The organism is Mesorhizobium sp. XAP4 (assembly GCF_029269325.1).
In the GTDB taxonomy this organism is placed as follows: Bacteria; Pseudomonadota; Alphaproteobacteria; order Rhizobiales; family Rhizobiaceae; genus Mesorhizobium; species Mesorhizobium ciceri.
In genome coordinates, this window is sequence record NZ_JARIXW010000001.1 from 1,320,129 (window position 1) to 1,339,864 (window position 19,736).

Below are 19,736 nucleotides of genomic sequence, written 5' to 3' on the forward strand. Positions count from 1 at the left end.
AGGCGCTTTCGCCTACCGCATATGGCGGCCCCCGTTTTTTGAAGGCAAGGAAGACCATCATGGGTACCAAGGAATCCACGCAGCGCCGCGCGCAGCGCGTCCGTCGTCAGATCAAGAAGGTCGCCGGCGAGCGTCCGCGTCTGTCGGTCCACCGCACGTCGAAGAACATCTATGTGCAGGTCATCGACGACGCCAAGGGCCACACCATCGCCGCCGCTTCGACGCTCGAGAAGGACTTCAAGGGTTCGCTCAAGACCGGCGCCGACACCGCTGCCGCCACCGCGATCGGCAAGCTGATCGCCGAGCGCGCCACCAAGGCCGGCGTCAAGGAAGTCGTCTTCGACCGCGGCGCTTACATCTATCACGGCCGCGTCAAGGCGCTCGCCGAGGCTGCCCGCGAAGGTGGCTTGAGCTTCTAAGCATAGTCCCGAAAAGTTGCAGACTTTTCGGATAAAGATTATGCGAAGGAAATGATTTCGCCCCCGGTGACCGTTTCCCGATTTATTCGGGGCGAGGCACCGGATCTTATCAGCAACCGTGCTTCCGGAAAAAAACAAGGAACAGGATATGGCACAGGAACGTAGAGATGGCGGCCGCGGCCGCGATCGTGAAGAACGCGATGACGGCATGGTGGACAAGCTCGTCCACATCAACCGCGTCGCCAAGGTCGTCAAGGGCGGCCGTCGCTTCGGTTTTGCAGCACTCGTCGTCGTCGGCGACCAGAAGGGCCGCGTCGGCTTTGGTCACGGCAAGGCGCGCGAAGTGCCGGAAGCTATCCGCAAGGCAACTGAATCGGCCAAGCGCGACATGATTTTCGTGCCGCTGCGCTCGGGCCGTACGCTGCATCACGACGTCGAAGGACGCTGGGGTGCTGGACGCGTGCTGCTGCGCGCCGCCAAGCAAGGTACCGGCATCATCGCCGGTGGCCCGATGCGCGCTGTCTTCGAGACGCTCGGCATGCATGACGTGGTCGCCAAGTCGATGGGTTCGTCGAACCCCTACAACATGGTTCGCGCCACCTTCGACGCGCTGAAGAGCCAGATGCATCCCAAGGATGTGGCTGCTGCTCGCGGCATCAAGTATTCGACCCTTCAGGCCCGCCGCGGCACCGCCGTTGCGGCTGAAGAATAGTCGATCTGACCAGGGATTTTGACCATGGCCAAGAAAGCAACCAAGACCATCACCGTTGAGCAGATCGGTTCGCCGATCCGCCGTCCGAAGGAACAGCGCGCGACGCTGGTCGGCCTCGGCCTCAACAAGATGCACAAGCAGCGCACGCTGGAAGATACGCCCTCCGTGCGCGGCATGATCGCTGCCGTCCAGCATCTCGTCCGCGTCGTGGACGAGGGCTGAGCCAGAGCGCAGGAGAAGTCAGATGAAACTCAACGATCTGCGTGACAAGGACGGCGCGACGCACTCCAAGAAGCGTCTCGGCCGTGGTATCGGCTCCGGCTCCGGCAAGACCGGCGGCCGCGGCGTCAAGGGCCAGAAGGCGCGCTCCGGCGTCGCCATCAACGGCTTCGAGGGTGGCCAGATGCCGCTCTACCGGCGCCTGCCGAAGCGTGGCTTCAACAACATCTTCGCCAAGAGCTTCACCGTCGTGTCGCTGGCCCGCATCCAGGTGGCCATCGACGCCAAGAAGCTCGACGCCAAGGCAACCGTGACGGCTGAATCGCTGGTTGCCGCCGGCGTCATCCGCCGCGTCAAGGACGGCGTGCGCATCCTCTCGGATGGCGAGATCAAGGCGAAGCTCGCCTTTGACGTCGCCGGCGCCTCCAAGGCCGCGATCGAGAAGATCGAAAAGGCCGGCGGTTCGGTCAAGCTGCCGCAGGAAAAGGCAGCTGCCGAGTAACGGCAATTTGAAGCGCGATCGGCAGGAGTGGGATCCGTTTTTGCTCACGATTTCGCTTTGATCTGCTCAACGAGGCGGCCGCGTCAACGCGGCCGCTTGCATGTTTAGAGCCCGGAGCTTATCTCGTGAGCTTCGGTGAAACGCGCCGCCTGACCTCAGGGCCATCAAGCGTTACCAAGCGGAGAATCAGGCATGGCTTCGGCTGCTGAACAATTAGCCTCGAATCTGAATTTCTCGGCCTTCGCCAAGGCGGAGGATTTGAAGAAGCGCATCTGGTTCACGATCGGCGCGCTGCTGGTTTATCGCCTCGGCACCTATATCCCGCTTCCCGGTATCAATCCCGACGCCTTCGCCCAGGCCTTCTCTTCGCAGAGCAAGGGCGTGCTCGGCATGTTCAACATGTTCGCCGGCGGCGCCGTGCAGCGCATGGCGATCTTTGCGCTCGGCATCATGCCTTACATCTCCGCCTCCATCATCATGCAGCTGATGACCTCGGTCATCCCGTCACTGGAAGCGCTGAAGAAGGAAGGCGAACAGGGCCGCAAGGTGATCAACCAGTACACGCGCTACGGCACCGTGCTGCTTGCGCTGGTCCAGGCCTATGGCATTTCTGTCGGGCTGGAAGGCGGCAACGGCATCGTCAGTGACCCCGGCATGTTCTTCCGCATCTCGACCGTCGTCACGCTGGTCGGCGGCACCATGTTCCTGATGTGGCTGGGCGAGCAGATCACCGCCCGCGGCATCGGCAACGGTATTTCGCTGATCATCTTCTCCGGCATCGTCGCCGGCCTGCCGCACGCCATCTCCGGCACGCTGGAGCTTGGCCGCACCGGCGCGCTGTCGACCGGCCTGATCCTGGCGATCATCGTGCTGGCTATCGTCGTCATTGCGCTCATCGTGTTCTTCGAGCGCGCCCAGCGCCGCTTGCTGATCCAGTATCCGAAGCGCCAGGTCGGCAACCGGATGTTCCAGGGCGATACCTCGCATCTGCCGCTGAAGCTCAACACGTCGGGCGTCATTCCGCCGATCTTTGCCTCGTCGCTGCTTTTGCTGCCGGCCACCGTCGCCGGCTTCTCGCAGACGACGAACCTGCCGGCGTGGGCAAGCACCGTGCTCGCCTCGCTCGGCCACGGCCAGCCGCTCTACATGCTGTTTTATGCGGCGATGATCGTGTTCTTCGCCTTCTTCTACACCGCGATTGTCTTCAACCCGAAGGACACCGCCGACCAGCTCAAGAAGCATTCGGGCTTCATCCCGGGCTATCGTCCGGGCGAGCGCACCGCCGATTACATCGATTACGTTCTCACCCGCATCACCGTCGTCGGCGCCATCTATCTGGTGCTGGTGTGCCTGCTGCCGGAGTTCCTGATCTCGGCGACTGGCGTACCATTCTACCTTGGTGGCACATCGCTTCTGATCGTGGTCAGTGTCACGCTCGATACGGTTGCGCAGATTCAGGGTCACCTGATCGCGCACCAGTATGAAGGCCTGATCAAGAAGTCGAAGCTGCGCGGGGGGAAGAAAGCCAGATGAGGTTGATATTGCTTGGGCCGCCAGGAGCGGGCAAGGGGACGCAAGCACAAAGACTGGTAGAAAAACACGGCATACCCCAGCTCTCGACGGGCGACATGCTGCGTGCTGCCGTCCAGGCAGGCACCGAGGTTGGCAAGCGCGCCAAGGCGGTGATGGATGCCGGTGAACTGGTGTCCGACGCGATCGTCAACGCGATCGTCGCTGAGCGTATCGATCAGCCCGACTGCGCCAAGGGGTTCATCCTCGACGGCTATCCGCGGACCCTGGTGCAGGCGGATGCGGTCGAGCAGATGCTGTCGGACCGCTCCCAGGGGCTCGACGCCGTCATTGAACTCGTGGTCGACGACAAGGCCCTGGTTGGCCGGATCGTCAAACGCGCCGACGAGGCGCAGGCCGCCGGCCTTCCCGTTCGCAAGGACGACAATCCGACCGTGTTCGAAGAGCGCCTGAGGGAATACTACAAGAAGACGTCGCCGCTGATTGGCTACTATTATGCCAAGGGCAAGCTCCGCAGTGTCGACGGCATGGCCGATATCGACGCCGTGACGGAACAGATCGAAGCGGTGCTCAAGGACGCGGTGCGGGGAAATTAACGATTGCACTTGACGGAGGCGGTTCGCTGCGGTATGGCGGCCCGTCTTCCTATCAGGCATGAGCTTTGCTTGTCCGCAAGGGCAAGGCAGCCGCATTGAACTGGAAACTCCCGCATGGGCCGGCCTCCACCGGACGCGGGGCAACTTAAGACAGCGCCGAGCCTACCTTGTTTTTGAGGATTGGCCGGCCCACATGGAGAAGGGAAGAACATGGCTCGTATAGCCGGCGTCAACATTCCGACCAACAAGCGCGTTGTCATTGCGCTGCAGTACATTCACGGCATTGGCAAGCGGTTCGCCCAGGAGATCGTCGACAAGGTCGGCATCCCGGCCGAGCGCCGCGTCAACCAGCTGACCGACGCGGAAGTGCTGCAGATCCGCGAGACCATCGACCGCGATTACCAGGTTGAAGGCGACCTGCGCCGCGAAGTCTCGATGAACATCAAGCGGCTCATGGACCTCGGCTGCTACCGCGGCCTGCGTCACCGCCGCTCGCTGCCGGTCCGCGGCCAGCGCACGCATACCAATGCGCGCACCCGCAAGGGCCCGGCCAAGTCGATCGCCGGCAAGAAGAAGTAATTTTTTAGGGGAATAAGGGAGTAGGGGAGTAAGGCAGTAGGGAATGCCCGCCAGTCGGGTCGCATTTTTCCCTACTCCCTTGCTGCCCTATTCCCCTACTCCCTTACGAAGGTGGAGCCGCTGGCATTACGGCGGTGTAGAGATCAACTGAAAGGACTATCATGGCCAAGGAAGCCGCTCGTGTTCGCCGTCGCGAACGCAAGAATATCTCGTCGGGCGTTGCCCACGTCAATTCGACCTTCAACAACACGATGATCACCATCACCGATGCGCAGGGCAATTCGATTGCCTGGTCGTCGGCCGGTGCCCAGGGCTTCAAGGGTTCGCGCAAGTCGACCCCGTTCGCTGCCCAGATGGCTGCCGAGGATGTTGCCAAGAAGGCCCAGGAACACGGCATGCGCATGCTCGAAGTCGAGGTCTGCGGACCCGGCTCCGGTCGTGAATCGGCACTGCGTGCCCTGCAGGCGGCCGGCTTCACCATCACCTCGATCCGTGATGTGACGCCGATCCCGCACAATGGCTGCCGCCCGCGCAAGAAGCGTCGCGTCTAAGCATTTACCGAACGCCGCGCGAGCGCCCTTGGGCGCTCCTCCGCGGCATTCCAGGTCGCCCGCCACGATTGGATGGTGGCGGGTCAACGGAAGGAAAGCATCATGATCCAGAAAAATTGGCAGGAACTGATCAAGCCGAACAAGATCGAGTTCTCGTCGAAGAAGAAGACGCTGACCACGCTGGTCGCCGAGCCTCTCGAGCGTGGCTTTGGCCTGACGCTGGGCAACGCGCTGCGCCGCGTGCTTCTGTCTTCGCTGCGCGGTGCGGCTGTTACCGCCGTGCAGATCGACGGCGTTCTACATGAATTCTCGTCCATCGCCGGTGTGCGCGAGGACGTGACCGACATCGTCTTGAATATCAAGGAAATCGCCATCCGCATGGAAGGCGATGGTCCCAAGCGCATGGTCGTTCGCAAGCAGGGACCGGGTGCGGTTCTTGCCGGCGACATCCAGACGGTTGGCGATGTCGAGATCCTCAACCCCGACCACGTCATCTGCACGCTGGACGAAGGCGCTGAAATCCGCATGGAATTCACCGTCGACACCGGCAAGGGTTACGTGCCGGCCGACCGCAACCGCGCCGAAGACGCGCCGATCGGCCTCATCCCGGTCGACAGCCTTTATTCGCCGGTCAAGAAGGTCTCCTACAAGGTCGAGAACACCCGCGAGGGCCAGGTTCTCGACTATGACAAGCTGACCATGACGATCGAGACCGACGGTTCGATCACCGGCGAGGACGCAGTGGCTTTCGCCGCCCGCATCCTGCAGGACCAGCTCGGCCTGTTCGTCAACTTCGACGAGCCGCAGAAGGAAGTCGCCGCCGAGGCCGTCACCGAGCTCGCCTTCAACCCGGCGCTGCTCAAGAAGGTCGACGAACTCGAGCTTTCGGTGCGTTCGGCCAACTGCCTGAAGAACGACAACATCGTCTATATCGGCGACCTGATCCAGAAGACCGAAGCCGAGATGCTGCGCACCCCGAACTTCGGCCGCAAGTCGCTGAACGAGATCAAGGAAGTCCTGGCGGCGATGGGCCTGCACCTCGGCATGGAAGTGCCGGACTGGCCGCCGGAAAACATCGAAGACCTCGCTAAGCGTTACGAAGACCAATATTGAGCATGAATTCCAAGGATCGGCGGCGTGGGTCGCTCGATCCGACGGTCATGCGGAAAACCATCAGAGGCCGCGGCCTCTTGAACAACTGAAGAAGGAAAAGAGCCATGCGCCACGGTTTCAAAGGCCGCCGCTTCGCCCGAAGCATTAGCCATCGCAAGTCGATGTTCGCCAACCTCGCCGTGTCGCTGCTCGAGCACGAGCAGATCGTCACCACCTTGCCGAAGGCGAAGGACCTGCGTCCGATCGTCGAGAAGCTGGTGACGCTCGGCAAGCGTGGCGACCTGCACGCCCGCCGCCAGGTCATTGCCCAGATCGGCAATGAAGGCGTCGTCAAGCGTCTGTTCGACACCATCGCGCCGCGCTACGCCAACCGCAATGGCGGCTATCTGCGCATCATGAAGGCGGGCTTCCGTCACGGTGACAACGCCGCCATGGCTGTCATCGAATTCGTCGATCGCGACGTCTCGGCCAAGGGCGCCGGCGACCGCGCTCGCATCGAGGCCGAAAGCGCTGACGCGGACGCCGCAGCCGCATAAGGCTCGGTTTTCCCAAATGAGTTCAAAGGGGCCTGCGGGCCCCTTTTTGTTTTCTGAAAGCAGCAAACCGCGCCGGAATCCGATTTCCGGGCATGCCCCTGGGGTTTTGGCCCAAAATAGTCGGATTTCAGCGGCTTAGCCTTTCATTTTGCACAATCGTCGGGACAATGCCCCCGAACTTGCCTTGGAGGATTCGCGAATGCGCGCCAGAAGACTGCCCTTTGTTCTGCTTTTCGCCACCATGGCGTTTGCGGCCGCACCGGTGGTCAGGCAGGCATTGGCCGAGGAGACCAAGACAGATCCCGGCCTGTCAGATGTGCTGACCGACCTGCTGCATGGCGTCGAGGGCGAGAACGCGACGTCCGGTCCCGACAAGCGCGTGCCGTTCGGCCGCGAGGAGGTGCAGCTGTCGTTTGCGCCGCTGGTCAAGCAGACGGCGCCGGCGGTGGTCAACGTCTATGCCTCGCAGACCGCCAAGGTGACATCGCCTTTCGACGGCGATCCGTTCTTCGAGGAATTCTTCGGCCGCTCGCAGCCGCGTGCGCAGTCTTCGCTGGGCTCCGGCGTGCTGGTCGATCCGACTGGCGTCGTGGTCACCAATTACCACGTCATCAAGGATGCCGACCGGGTCAAGGTGGCGACCGCTGATGGGCGTGAGTTCGACAGCAAGGTGCTGCTCAAGGACGAGACTCTCGACCTTGCCGTGCTCAAGATCACCTCGGACAAGCCGTTTCCGGTCATTGCCATCGGCGATTCCGACGCGCTCGAGGTCGGCGACCTGCTGCTGGCCATAGGCAACCCCTTCGGCGTCGGCCAGACCACCACCAGCGGTATCGTCTCGGCACTGGCCCGCAGCCATATCGGCGTCTCCGATTCCAGCTTCTTCATCCAGACCGACGCCGCCATCAATCCCGGCAATTCCGGCGGCGCGCTGATCAACATGGGCGGCCAGCTGGTCGGCATCAACACGGCCATCTACAGCCGCAGCGGTGGTTCGATCGGCATCGGCTTCGCCATTCCCTCGAACATGGTTCGCGCCTTTGCCGACGCGGCCAAGGCCGGGCTCGACTTCTTCGAACGGCCCTATATCGGCGCCGAGTTCGAAGCGGTGACGCCGCAGATCGCAGAATCGCTCGGCATGGAGAAGCCGACCGGTGCGCTGGTCTCGTCGGTCGAGGCGACCGGACCGGCCGCCAAGGCAGGGCTCAAGCCTGGCGACGTGGTGCTGCAGCTCAACGGCAAGCCGGTCGAGAGCATCGAAGCGCTGGACTACCGGATGGCGACGCTGTCGATCGGCACCACCGCCAATTTCGCGGTTCTGACCAAGGGCCAGCAGGCGGCGATGGATATCGCGCTGGAGCGTGCTCCGGAAGGCATGAAGGCTGCCGAGGTGACGCTGCATGGCCGCAGCCCCTTTTCGGGCGCCAAGGTCGCGGAGCTGTCGCCCCGGCTCGCGCAGCGGCTTGGCCTGCGCACGGACATCAAGGGCGTCACCGTGGTCGACATCAACCGCGATTCACCGGCCGCCGATTTCGGCTTCCAGCCGGGCGACATCGTGCGCGAGGTGAACGGCACCACCATCGATACCGCAGCGACCCTGGAGCTGGCGGCCAAGACGGATACGCGCTGGTGGCGCTTTACGGTCGAGCGCGGCGGGCAGATACTGCGTCAGGTGTTGCGTTATTAGGGCTGGGTTCCGTGCATTCGGGCTCATGCTCCAACGAAAAAGAAGTGCATGGCCGATCTGTTCAGCGTCGATGAACCGGAAAAGAAGCCGCCTGGGCGGCCGCTGGCCGACAGGTTGCGGCCGAGGAACCTTGGCGAGGTCGTCGGCCAGGAGCATCTGACCGGGCCTGACGGCGCGCTGACCCGGTTGATCGGTTCCGGCTCGCTCGGCTCGATGATTTTCTGGGGGCCGCCCGGCACCGGCAAGACCACCGTGGCGCGGTTGCTCGCCGGTGAAACGAGTCTCGCCTTCGAGCAGATATCGGCTGTCTTTTCCGGCGTCGCCGACCTGAAAAAGGTGTTCGAATCAGCCAAATTGCGCCGTGCCAATGGCCGCCAGACCTTGTTGTTCGTCGACGAGATCCATCGCTTCAACCGTGCGCAGCAGGACAGTTTCCTCCCGGTCATGGAGGACGGGACAGTCGTGCTGGTTGGCGCTACGACCGAAAACCCGTCCTTCGAACTGAATGCCGCTTTGTTGTCACGCGCGCGCGTTCTGGTCTTCCATTCGCTTGGCGAGGAGAGCATCTCCAAGCTGATGGCGCGGGCGGAGGAGACCGAGGGCAGGGCGCTGCCGCTCGACGACGAGGCGCGGGCCATGCTCATCCGCATGAGCGATGGCGACGGCCGCGCCTCTCTTACCCTGGCAGAGGAAGTCTGGCGAGCAGCCAAGCCCGGCGAGGTCTTCGATCCCGAGGGTCTGCAGCGCATCGTCCAGCGCCGCGCGCCAATCTACGACAAGGGCCAGGACGGCCATTACAATCTGATCTCGGCGCTGCACAAATCGGTACGCGGTTCAGATCCTGACGCGGCTCTCTACTATCTCGCACGCATGTTCGATGCCGGCGAGGATCCGCTCTATCTAGGCCGCCGGCTGGTGCGCATGGCCATGGAAGACATCGGCCTTGCCGACCCGCAGGCGCTTGTCGTCGCCAATGCCGCCAAGGATGCCTACGACTATCTCGGCTCGCCCGAAGGCGAACTCGCCTTTGCCGAGGCCACCGTCTATCTCGCCACCGCGCCCAAATCCAACGCCGTCTACAACGCTTTCAAGGCCGCCACGCGGGCCGCCAAGGAACACGGCTCGCTGCTGCCACCCAAGCACATCCTCAACGCGCCGACCAAGCTGATGAAAGAGGAGGATTACGGCGCGGGCTACCGCTACGACCATGACGAGCCGGATGCCTTTTCGGGGCAGGATTATTTTCCGGAGAAGATGGGTCGCCAGACCTTCTATGATCCGCCCGAGCGCGGCTTCGAGCGCGATATCAGGAAGCGGCTCGATTATTGGGCAAAGCTGCGCAAAGAGCGGGAATAGCCGGGTTGCGTGAGGCTATTGACCAGATCCAGCAGGCAGCCAGCCGGCCGCGGTAGCAGGGCCGTTGTGTGGTAACCCAAAAAACCTTATCAAGGCGCACGACCGGGCGGTGGCCATTGCCTTGATTTGGGCACCTCATTCGCAACAGGATCGCGCTTGGCGCGTGGAAAAATGACAAAAAATCTTCGCAAATCCCTTCGCAAATTCGCCATTGCCATCCCGCTTCTCGCCCTTGGCTTCTATTTCATCCCCATCCTGACGACGATCTTCATCGTCTGCGGCCTGATCGACGTGCTGCGCAACGACCGCAAGGATCTGTCGCTGTTCTCAGGCTATTTTCTCGGCAACGGCCTGTTCACCTGGCTGCTTTCGCCGTTCAACCTGCTGGTCGACCTCCTGTGCTACAGAAATCCTGGCGTGTGGAAGCTGGATCAGTTTCCCGCCGACTATCAACGCGAGGTCAACGAGGTCCTGGACATCTTCAAGGCGCGCAAGGATGAGATCATCGCCGATATCGATGCCAATTTCGGCGCCGGCCGGCGCGGCATGTATGTCTACCAGTGGTACGGCAAGCACAGGATCGACAACGTCGCCGAGTTCAACAAGGATTTCAAATACATCAAGACCATCGCCGTTTCCGTCTTCAGCAAGCGCGAATCGACATCCTGGCATTTCGGCCCGCTGCGGCTCAGCCTGCGCATTCTCTACAATCTGATCCCGGTTAAGTCGGAGATTTTCGTCGAGTGCGGCAACGTCAAGAACTACTGGTACGACAATCCGCTGTTCGTCTTCGACGACACGCTGCTGCATCGCTCGGTCAACGAGTATGACGGACGCCGCTACTGCGTGTTCATGGACATCATCCGGCCGTCTCCAGTTCCCAGACTGATCGCGGGCATGCTCGCCGTCGTCTCGGTGAGCGTCGAGCGCATCAATTCCATGTTCTACAAGAACTGGAAGATGATCGGTTCGACCAAGCCGAAGAATGCCGGGACGACCTGAGCTTTGGAAAACCGGCGCTGCCGGCGGCATTTGGGTGCTCTGCATGTGAGACTTGGCTATCCTGTGGCCGCTCATGCGCCGGAACGGCTCCTGGCTGCATGAACGGCGGCCCGGGCTGACTTTGACAGTTCTGCCTCTTCTCCTTCTGGCGGCTTCAAGTGACGAAGAACAGATCTCTCGGATTTTGGGCAACGACATATGTGTGCACCGCTCTTGTGGGAATTGCTCTTGCTCTCACCTATGTAGGGCTTGAACAGCCTGTCTATTACTGGGACTTCGCTGCCTATTTCGACACGTTCAGCCGGCAAGGCACGCTCCTGGTCCAGAGCCCTCTCGAGTGGCTCAGCCATTTGAGGACCTCGATCGCAACGGATGACTACAGTGCGGCGATCCTGGTGCCGCTGATGCCGTTTCACATCGTTTTTGGCGATTCGCGGTTTTCCTACATCGCCGGAATAGTCGCTGTTTATCTGGTCCCGACCGCTCTTCTCATCGGCAGAATAAGCTATCTGGAGGCGGCGACCGGGGCGTCTTCATGCCGAAGCTGGTTCACCGTATGGATTGCGGCCTTTCTCTACACGCCCTTCTGGGCGGCGACCCTTCGTGGGTTGCCTGACATTGCCGGCTGTCTCGCGCTTTGCGCGGCAACCTATTTTCTCTGGAAATCGAGGTTCCTGACCCATGAACCGGTGATCAGCGGAATACGTGTCGGCGTATGCCTGTGGTTGGCATTCATGCTGCGCCGCTGGTACGCTTATCCCGTCATCGGGGTCGGAATTTCCGCGGCCTTCTTCTGTTTTCTGCAGGTCGCCAAAGACCGGGACTTTCCCGCACTCCGCAATGCCGCCGTCGGGGGCCTGTGCGCGATCCTCGTGGTTGTCGGAGCCGCGCTGACCTTCCAGCAACCCCTGATCCTCAAGATACTGGGAACCAGCTATGGCGACCTTTACAGCGGATACAAGACGAGCTTCGTCTCACAGGTTGACCAGGTAGGATCGCGGCTCAGCTATGTGAACTGGCTGTTGATCGCATTTGGCCTTTACATCTCCATCATACGCCAAAACAGATTTTCCCTGTTCTGTGCCGTTGCTTCGGTACTCACCTTCTTCCTCTTCACCCGTATGCAGGACCCGGATCGCCATCATTCGGTGCCAATGTTTCTTTGGCTCTTTCCTGCCTACGCCCAGGCAATCGTTGCGATCGTTTCGATGCCGGCGCTGAGATCGCGATGGTCGAACGCCGCGATAGCCGTTGCCGCCATGCTGGCGTTTTTCGGTACCTTTTTCCCGATAAGCCGCCAGGTGCTGTCACCGATCAGCTACGTCTTTGCCAGGGAAGCCACGCTCCCGCTGCACCTCGACAATCTTCCAGAATACAGGCGCCTTATCGATGACCTTCTTGGAAAGATGGGACCTGGGGACCGGTTGTCGGTATTTGCGTCCAGCGGGATCATGAGCGACTCATTGCTCTATGAAATGGACAAGGACCTTTACCCTCGCATCGAGTGGGCTTGTCAGGTCGATAGTCGCGATCGATTCAGACCGGCGGCGTTGAAGTCCAAATACGTTGTCGTGACCGATCCGCCCGTTACCCATCTGCAGCCGGGTGCGCAGCTCTGTGTCTCGATACCGGACCAATACATTGTCGAGGGCAAAGGCATCGGCGCAGCATACAGGCGCATCGCGGCGTACCAGCTGTCCGGCGACGTCAAGGGCTACCTCTACGAACAGGTGCGCCCTATCGGCAAAACGGAGATCGATGACCTCTATAACGAGTTCAGGAAAAAATATCCGGGATGGGCAACGCCTGAGTGGTGACGAGCTCGGCTGATCCGTGCGGTTGCGCCCACAACGAGGGATTGACCGGGCAGCCCTGCGGGGGCAGTAAACGGTCATGTTCAATCTGTTTCTCGTCGTCGTCGGTGGCGGCATCGGTGCCGGAATTCGTCACCTTACCAACATCGGCGCGCTGCGTTTTGTCGGCCCCAACTATCCCTGGGGCACGATGGCCATCAACGTCATCGGCTCCTTCGCCATGGGGCTGTTCATCGCCTCCATGATGCGCCGTGGCGGATCGAACGAGGTCAGGCTGTTCGTTGCCACCGGCATTCTTGGCGGCTTCACCACCTTCTCAGCCTTTTCGCTCGATTTCGCGACGCTGTGGGAGCGGGGAGCCACGCTGCCTGCGCTGGGTTATGCCCTTGCCAGCGTCATTGGCGCCATTATCGCCCTGTTTCTGGGACTTTGGCTCGCAAGAAGCCTGCCTTAGTGCTATTGCCGCGCCAAGAACAGGCCGAGCTTGGCTCGGGAAACGGATAAGCGACAAAAAACATGGCAGGCGTTGAACAGATCACGGTGGAAGCCGGTGAGGCGGGCATGCGGCTCGACCGCTGGTTCAAGACCCATTTCCCGGGCCTTGGTTTCGGCCATTTGCAGAAGCTTCTGCGCTCCGGCCAGATCCGTGTCGACGGCGGCCGGGTCAAGGCCGACACCCGTGTCGAGCCCGGCCAGATGGTTCGCGTCCCACCGCTCGAGGTTGACAAGAAGGGCGAGAGTGCGCTGACCGGCCACTCGATCCGCAACCAGGGCGATGCCGATGTCCTGTCGAAAATGCTGATCCATGAAGACCCTAAGGTTTTCGTCTTCAACAAGCCGGCGGGCCTTGCGGTGCAGGGCGGCTCGGGCGTCACCCGCAATGTCGACGACATGCTGGAGGCCTGGCGCAACCAGAAGGGCGAGAAGCCCAGACTGGTTCACAGGCTCGACCGCGACACTTCGGGCGTGCTGGTCGTCGCCCGCACCCGACTGGCCGCCATGAAGCTCTCGGAAGCGTTTCGCGCCCGCGAGACCAAGAAGACCTATTGGGCGCTGGTCAAGGGCGTGCCGCCCAAACGCGAGGACAAGATCTCGACCTGGCTGATCAAGGAGCCGACGCCGGACGGTGACCGCGTGCGGGTCGCCGCGCATGGCGAAAAGGGCGCCGACCACGCTGTGTCCTACTACCGCATCATCGAGCAGGCGGCGCAGACGATGACCTGGCTTGAAATGGAGCCCTATACGGGCCGCACCCACCAGCTTCGCGTCCATGCCGCCTACATCGGCTGCCCGATCCTGGGCGATCCGAAATATTTCGAGGCCGACACCAACTGGGACTTTCCCGGGGGCATTCAAAACCGCCTGCATCTGCACGCCCGCCGCATCATCATTCCGCATCCCGACAAGGGCGTCATCGATGTCACGGCGCCAATGCCACCGCATATGCGCCAGAGCTGGAACCTGATCGGCTTCGACGACGCCAGCGCGGAGGACTGATCGTGAGCGGCGCCACCGACGCGCTCGACCGGCGCGACACGGTCGACCTGGCCGCCGCCGCGATCATGGTCGGGCTGACCTTTTCCTGGGGGCTGAATTACGTCGCCGCCAAGATCTCCTACGCTGGCTATGATCCGGTTTTCCTGTCGATCGCGCGCTCGATCATCGGCGGCATGTGTGTCTTTGCCTGGTGCCGGTGGCGCGGCATCGCGCTTTTCACGCGCGACGGGACCTTGCTCGCCGGCATCGTGGTTGGCGCGCTTTTCGGCATCGAGTTCCTTTGCCTCTATGTCGGCCTGGAGCATACGACCGTTGCCCGCAACACGCTGCTGGTCAACACCATGCCGTTCTGGATGCTGCTCGGCGGCCATTTCCTGCTCGGCGAGCAGATCACGTTGAGAAAATTCCTTGGCCTGCTGCTGGCCTTTGCCGGCCTTGCCGCGGTGTTTTCCGACAAGCTTGGCGGCGGCGGAGACATGCTGTTCGGCGATCTGCTGAGCCTTGGCTCCGGATTCTTCTGGGCTTTGACCAACATCCTCATCAAGCGGTCGAAGCTGGTCGAGGCGAGCGCCGAGAAGCTTCTGTTTTACCAACTCGCCGGGGCAGCGATCGTAGGCGTATTGGTGCTGCCTCTCGCCGGCCCGCCCGTTCGCGACCCGACCGTGCTGCCGACCTTGGCGCTGCTTTTCCAGGCGGTCTACATCGTCGCCTTCACCTATGTGCTGTGGTTCTGGCTGCTGCGGCGCTATCCGGCGTCAGGCTTGTCCAGTTTCACCTTCCTGTCGCCGGTTTTCGGCGTCCTGTGCGGAGCCATGTTCTTGAATGAGCCGCTGACCATGCGCATTTTCCTGGCACTTGGCCTGATTGCCGCCGGCCTGATCATCGTCAACCGGCCGGCGCGCAAGCTGACGCCGGTGTAAGAGAGACCTTCATGCGTGACATCCTCAACGACCTCGAAGCGGGCAAGTATCTCTCCGACCCGGATCCTGTGCGCCGCGCCCAGATCCAGATGAAGACGCCTCTGCCCAAACGCTTCTACAAGGCCGCCTCTGTGGCACCTTTCGACAGTGGCTTTGCCGTGCATCTCGACGGCAAGCCGGTGCGGACGCCGGGCAAGGCGCTGCTGGTGCTGCCGACCGAAGCAGCAGCCGCGCTCGTCGCCGACGAGTTCGCCGCCCAAAGCGAGACCATCGATCCGGTGAAGATGCCGGTGATGCGCCTCGTCAACACGGCCATCGATGGCGTCGCCAGCGACCCGCAGGCGGTGCTGGAGGATATCCTGCGCTTTGCCTCATCCGATCTCACCTGCTATCGCGCCGACGCACCGCAAGGGCTGGTGGAGCGGCAGAACCAGCATTGGGATCCGGTGATCGACTGGGCGAGGACACTCGGAGCCCGCTTCAATCTGGCCGAGGGCATCATCCATGTCGAGCAGCCGCGCGAGACCATCGCCGTGCTGGGCAGCCATCTTGCCCAGCGCGCCGAGCCGCTGCGGCTCGCCGCCATTCATGTGATGACGTCGCTGACCGGTTCGGCGCTGCTGGCGCTGGCTGTCGATTTCGGCGAGATCGACGCTGAGGCTGCCTGGGCCGCTGCTCATGTCGACGAGGACTGGCAGATCGAGCATTGGGGGCAGGATGCGGAGGCCGTTGCCCGCCGCGCGGCTCGCAAGCGCGACATGATGGCTGCCGCCGGCCTGCTGCAAGCGCTCAAGGGCTAGGGGTTTACCAACTCGCCCGGTTTCATCCCGCAGCGCACCTAATACCAAAGTCATAATCCCAAAGACGCGCTGCCTTTGGCGGGCGCTTTCTGTCATTTTTCCCCGATGGCTGTCGTTGAGTCCGTGCTCGGAGGAGAACGCGGACAGTGTCGCGCAGCAATGAGAACGGATCTCACGGGAGGATAACGCAATGGCAATAGCATCGACCGCCGGCGGAACAAGCCGCGGCATGACGCGGGAAGAGAAGAAAGTCATCTTCGCTTCCTCGCTCGGCACCGTTTTCGAATGGTATGATTTCTATCTCTATGGCTCGCTGGCGGTGTTCATCGGTTCGACCTTTTTCAGCCCAGCCATTCCGGAAGCGACCCGCAACATTTTCGCGCTGTTGGCTTTCGCCGCAGGCTTCCTTGTGCGCCCGTTCGGCGCACTGCTGTTCGGCCGCATCGGTGACCTTGTCGGCCGTAAATATACTTTTCTTGTCACCATGACGATCATGGGCCTGTCGACCTTCCTGGTCGGCTTGCTGCCCGGCTATGCCACTTTGGGCATCGCCGCTCCCGTGATCCTGATCATCCTGCGCATGCTGCAGGGCCTGGCTCTGGGTGGCGAATATGGCGGCGCGGCCACTTACGTCGCCGAACATGCGCCGGACAACCGGCGCGGCTACTACACCTCGTGGATCCAGACCACGGCGACGCTCGGCCTGTTCCTGTCGCTGGTTGTGATCCTGATCGTACAGGCTTCATTGAGCAAGGAAAACTATGCTGCCTGGGGCTGGCGTATTCCGTTCATCGTGTCTTTCCTGCTGCTCGGCATCTCGATCTGGATCCGGCTTTCGCTTTCCGAATCCCCGACCTTCCAGCGCATGAAGGATGAGGGCAAGGGCTCCAAGGCGCCGCTGACGGAAGCCTTCGGCCAATGGAAGAACGCCAAGATTGCACTGCTGGCGCTGCTCGGCCTCACAGCCGGTCAGGCCGTGGTCTGGTACAATGGCCAGTTCTACGCGCTGTTCTTCTTGACCAACGTGCTCAAGGTCGACGCGCAGTCGGTCAACATCATGATCGCGGTCGCCCTGGCGGTCGGTTCGATCTTCTTCGTCGTCTTCGGCTGGCTCTCCGACAAGATCGGCCGCAAGCCGATCATCATGGCGGGCCTTGCGCTGGCGATTGTCTGCACCTTCCCGCTGTTCAAGGCACTGACATGGGCTGCCAATCCGGCACTCGCCACGGCGCAGCAGAACACCAGGGCGACGGTGACCGCGGCGCCGGGCGACTGCAAGTTCCAGTTCAATCCGGTTGGCACGGCGAAGTTCACGACATCCTGCGATATCGCGACTTCTTTCCTGACCAAGAACTCGGTTCCCTATGACGTGGTGTCGACGGCTGCCGCCGGCACACCCGCATCTGTCAAAATCGGCAACGAGACGGTCGAGTCCTATGACGCCATCGCCGCCGGTGATCAGGCCAAGACCAAGGAAGCGGCCTTCATCAAGGCCGTCAATATGTCGCTGCAGGACGGCGGCTATCCGCTGAAGCGCGCGGCAGCCAAGGTTGCGGACCAGAAGCTCGATGCGTTTGTTGCCGCCAACCCGGAACTGAAGCTGGACGCCGCTGCCATCCGTGCCGGTGAAAAGGCGACGGTGCCGATCGACCAGGCGGTCAAGGACAAGCTGCTGACCACCGATGAGGCAGCGGGCGCACCCGAAGTCACCGTCTACAACATTCCAGGCGGCGGCGCGTTCGCCATGTTCGCCGATCCTGCAGCAGTGAACTGGCCAATGACGATCGGCATCCTGTTCATCCTGGTGCTGTTCGTGACCATGGTCTACGGGCCGATCGCGGCGATCCTGGTCGAGATGTTCCCGACCCGCATTCGCTACACCGGCATGTCGCTGCCCTATCACATCGGCAATGGCTGGTTCGGTGGACTGCTGCCGGCAACCGTGTTCGCGCTCAGCGCCTACAAAGGCGACATCTACTATGGCCTTTGGTACCCGGTGGTGATCGCGGCTATAACGCTGGTCATCGGCATGATCTTCGTCAAGGATACGCTCGGCACCGACCTGCACGCCAAGGAGTAGGCAGCCCCAGCGTTCAAAAGAAAGCCCGGCGCGAACGATCGCGCCGGGCTTTTTCTTTTCAGGCCAATTCGTTGGCGAGGGCTGCTGCCCTTTGTGTCAGCTCTTGCGGCCCCGGGCCTCTTCCTCGATGGCTGCCTCATGGTACCAGCCGTCGCCGAAATCCGCGCGGGCACCACGCAGCGAGGCAAGCTCTGCCGCAAACTTAGCCTTTCCGCTCAAATTTGAGGCAGAGAGGCGTGCTGCCGCCGGGAACATCAAAATTTTGGCCGACGGTCGTGTGGAAATGACTTCCATTGCCGGGTTCCTTTCTTCCGCCGCACCTTTTCGATTCAACTTGGCCTGAAGATAAGGTCTGCAATCAAGTTAGGCAATATGCCTATGAAAAGATCAGCGTTTGCACATTATTTGTGCAAATAAGGACTGTGATGGATCCGGGCGCATTGCTTAGGCGGCTCACCGACTTCCGGTGGATGCTGCGTCAATTTTGTCGCACCCTCCGGACCAAGAATGGCACACGAATTGCATTTTAAGTGTGCGGCAGGCCGGCTGCTGACGGCAGACGCATGTCGACGCCGTTCAGTGTTCGGTGATCAAGCAACGAGAGGCTAGAATGACGAAATACAAGCTCGAGTATATCTGGCTCGATGGATATACCCCGGTCCCCAACCTTCGCGGCAAGACGCAGATCAAGGAATTCGCCGAATTCCCTGAACTCGAGCAGCTGCCGCTGTGGGGCTTCGATGGTTCCTCGACCCAGCAGGCCGAAGGGCACAGCTCCGATTGCGTGCTGAAGCCGGTTGCGGTCTATCCGGATCCCGCCCGCACCAACGGCGTGCTGGTCATGTGCGAAGTCATGATGCCCGATGGTGTCACGCCGCATGCCTCAAACAAGCGCGCCACCATCCTCGATGACGAGGGCGCCTGGTTCGGCTTCGAGCAGGAATATTTCTTCTACAAGGACGGTCGCCCGCTCGGCTTCCCCGAGAGCGGCTATCCCGCACCCCAGGGCCCGTACTACACCGGCGTCGGCTATTCCAATGTCGGCTCCGTCGCGCGTCAGATCGTCGAGGAGCATCTCGACCTCTGCCTCGCCGCCGGCATCAACCACGAAGGCATCAACGCCGAAGTGGCCAAAGGCCAATGGGAATTCCAGATTTTCGGCAAGGGCTCCAAGAAGGCCGCCGACCAGATGTGGATGGCCCGCTACCTCCTGCAGCGCCTGACCGAGAAATACGGCATCGACATCGAATACCACTGCAAGCCGCTCGGAGACACCGACTGGAACGGCTCTGGCATGCACGCCAACTTCTCGACCGCCTATATGCGCGAAGTCGGCGGCAAAGCCTATTTCGAAGCGCTGATGGCGGCCTTCGACAAGAACCTGATGGATCACATCGCCGTCTACGGCCCGGACAACGACAAGCGTTTGACCGGCAAGCACGAGACCGCGCCGTGGAACCGGTTCAGCTATGGCATTGCCGACCGTGGCGCCTCGATCCGCGTGCCGCATTCCTTCATCAAGAGCGACTATAAGGGTTATCTGGAAGACCGCCGTCCGAACTCGCAGGGCGACCCCTACCAGATCGCCTCGCAAATCCTGAAGACGATCGCCTCGGTTCCGGCAAGCGCTCAGGTTTCAGCCGCCGCTTAAGTGTTTCGGACTGTATGACAAGAGGACCCCGGCGTTTCGCGCCGGGGTTCTTTTTTGGCCGTTACCCGGCTGACTGCATTCCCGGTAAAACATACCCAGAAAAAGTCAGGCAGTTCCGGCGGTCGCTAATCGCCCGTGAGTTCCGGCCGCAGCCGTGCGGGTCTGCGGCGAT

At 61.6% G+C, this 19,736-nt stretch carries 21 protein-coding genes; 20 read left to right on the plus strand and 1 reads right to left on the minus strand.

All coding sequences use genetic code 11. The annotated features are described in order from the left end of the window. Positions 1-59 precede the first annotated feature (59 nt). The 19 genes from rplR (at position 60) to P3C39_RS06755 (ending at position 17,913) form a co-directional block, all read left to right on the plus strand. The gene (rplR, locus tag P3C39_RS06665) at positions 60-419 is read left to right on the plus strand and encodes a 50S ribosomal protein L18 (RefSeq protein WP_013531433.1); all 360 of its coding nucleotides are present in this window, start codon (positions 60-62) and stop codon (positions 417-419) included. A gap of 148 nt (positions 420-567) precedes the next feature. Further along, positions 568-1,131: a 30S ribosomal protein S5 gene (gene rpsE / locus P3C39_RS06670; protein WP_006333394.1), complete on the plus strand. Its 564-nt coding sequence runs from the start codon at positions 568-570 to the stop codon at positions 1,129-1,131. Positions 1,132-1,155: 24 nt separating this feature from the next. After that, complete coding sequence (gene rpmD / locus P3C39_RS06675; protein WP_006205449.1) at positions 1,156-1,353, plus strand: 50S ribosomal protein L30; 198 nt, start codon at positions 1,156-1,158, stop codon at positions 1,351-1,353. A 22-nt stretch (positions 1,354-1,375) separates the two neighbouring features. Next, the gene (gene rplO / locus P3C39_RS06680; protein WP_013531434.1) at positions 1,376-1,852 is read left to right on the plus strand and encodes a 50S ribosomal protein L15; all 477 of its coding nucleotides are present in this window, start codon (positions 1,376-1,378) and stop codon (positions 1,850-1,852) included. Between the two features lie 192 nt (positions 1,853-2,044). Next, positions 2,045-3,385: a preprotein translocase subunit SecY gene (secY, locus tag P3C39_RS06685; RefSeq protein ID WP_013531435.1), complete on the plus strand. Its 1,341-nt coding sequence runs from the start codon at positions 2,045-2,047 to the stop codon at positions 3,383-3,385. Then, positions 3,382-3,978 carry an adenylate kinase gene (locus P3C39_RS06690; protein WP_013531436.1) on the plus strand — a complete coding sequence of 199 codons (597 nt, stop codon included), beginning with the start codon at positions 3,382-3,384 and terminating at the stop codon, positions 3,976-3,978. Before secY ends, P3C39_RS06690 begins: the two co-directional genes overlap by 4 nt. 210 nt (positions 3,979-4,188) lie before the next feature. Then, positions 4,189-4,557 carry a 30S ribosomal protein S13 gene (gene rpsM / locus P3C39_RS06695; protein WP_013531437.1) on the plus strand — a complete coding sequence of 123 codons (369 nt, stop codon included), beginning with the start codon at positions 4,189-4,191 and terminating at the stop codon, positions 4,555-4,557. Between the two features lie 161 nt (positions 4,558-4,718). Beyond that, entirely contained in the window at positions 4,719-5,108 is a 390-nt protein-coding gene (gene rpsK / locus P3C39_RS06700) for a 30S ribosomal protein S11 (RefSeq protein ID WP_006205444.1), read from the plus strand. Positions 5,109-5,210: 102 nt separating this feature from the next. After that, on the plus strand, positions 5,211-6,221 hold the full coding sequence (locus P3C39_RS06705) for a DNA-directed RNA polymerase subunit alpha (RefSeq protein WP_013531438.1): 1,011 nt from the start codon (positions 5,211-5,213) through the stop codon (positions 6,219-6,221). A gap of 104 nt (positions 6,222-6,325) precedes the next feature. Next, entirely contained in the window at positions 6,326-6,757 is a 432-nt protein-coding gene (rplQ, locus tag P3C39_RS06710; protein WP_013531439.1) for a 50S ribosomal protein L17, read from the plus strand. Positions 6,758-6,956: 199 nt separating this feature from the next. Then, positions 6,957-8,444, plus strand: coding sequence for a DegQ family serine endoprotease (locus P3C39_RS06715; RefSeq protein ID WP_275952959.1), 1,488 nt, complete (start codon positions 6,957-6,959; stop codon positions 8,442-8,444). Between the two features lie 48 nt (positions 8,445-8,492). Continuing rightward, positions 8,493-9,800 carry a replication-associated recombination protein A gene (locus P3C39_RS06720; RefSeq protein WP_013531441.1) on the plus strand — a complete coding sequence of 436 codons (1,308 nt, stop codon included), beginning with the start codon at positions 8,493-8,495 and terminating at the stop codon, positions 9,798-9,800. 171 nt (positions 9,801-9,971) lie between these two features. After that, positions 9,972-10,802 carry an aspartyl/asparaginyl beta-hydroxylase domain-containing protein gene (locus P3C39_RS06725; RefSeq protein WP_275952960.1) on the plus strand — a complete coding sequence of 277 codons (831 nt, stop codon included), beginning with the start codon at positions 9,972-9,974 and terminating at the stop codon, positions 10,800-10,802. A gap of 158 nt (positions 10,803-10,960) precedes the next feature. Further along, positions 10,961-12,619: a hypothetical protein gene (locus P3C39_RS06730; protein ID WP_275952961.1), complete on the plus strand. Its 1,659-nt coding sequence runs from the start codon at positions 10,961-10,963 to the stop codon at positions 12,617-12,619. Between the two features lie 76 nt (positions 12,620-12,695). Continuing rightward, on the plus strand, positions 12,696-13,070 hold the full coding sequence (gene crcB / locus P3C39_RS06735; RefSeq protein ID WP_063172204.1) for a fluoride efflux transporter CrcB: 375 nt from the start codon (positions 12,696-12,698) through the stop codon (positions 13,068-13,070). A 62-nt stretch (positions 13,071-13,132) separates the two neighbouring features. Beyond that, positions 13,133-14,113 carry an RluA family pseudouridine synthase gene (locus P3C39_RS06740; protein ID WP_024505072.1) on the plus strand — a complete coding sequence of 327 codons (981 nt, stop codon included), beginning with the start codon at positions 13,133-13,135 and terminating at the stop codon, positions 14,111-14,113. Between the two features lie 2 nt (positions 14,114-14,115). Beyond that, complete coding sequence (locus P3C39_RS06745; protein ID WP_275952962.1) at positions 14,116-15,033, plus strand: DMT family transporter; 918 nt, start codon at positions 14,116-14,118, stop codon at positions 15,031-15,033. An 11-nt stretch (positions 15,034-15,044) separates the two neighbouring features. Beyond that, complete coding sequence (locus P3C39_RS06750) at positions 15,045-15,833, plus strand: ATP12 family chaperone protein (protein ID WP_275952963.1); 789 nt, start codon at positions 15,045-15,047, stop codon at positions 15,831-15,833. Between the two features lie 190 nt (positions 15,834-16,023). Beyond that, positions 16,024-17,913: an MFS transporter gene (locus P3C39_RS06755; RefSeq protein ID WP_224674179.1), complete on the plus strand. Its 1,890-nt coding sequence runs from the start codon at positions 16,024-16,026 to the stop codon at positions 17,911-17,913. Between the two features lie 96 nt (positions 17,914-18,009). On the opposite strand, the gene P3C39_RS06760 is transcribed toward P3C39_RS06755, so the two are convergent. Further along, positions 18,010-18,207 carry a DUF2735 domain-containing protein gene (locus P3C39_RS06760; RefSeq protein WP_063168063.1) on the minus strand — a complete coding sequence of 66 codons (198 nt, stop codon included), beginning with the start codon at positions 18,205-18,207 and terminating at the stop codon, positions 18,010-18,012. A gap of 316 nt (positions 18,208-18,523) precedes the next feature. On the opposite strand from P3C39_RS06760, the gene P3C39_RS06765 reads away from it, so the two are divergent. Further along, positions 18,524-19,564: a glutamine synthetase beta-grasp domain-containing protein gene (locus tag P3C39_RS06765; protein ID WP_013531450.1), complete on the plus strand. Its 1,041-nt coding sequence runs from the start codon at positions 18,524-18,526 to the stop codon at positions 19,562-19,564. Positions 19,565-19,736 lie beyond the last annotated feature (172 nt).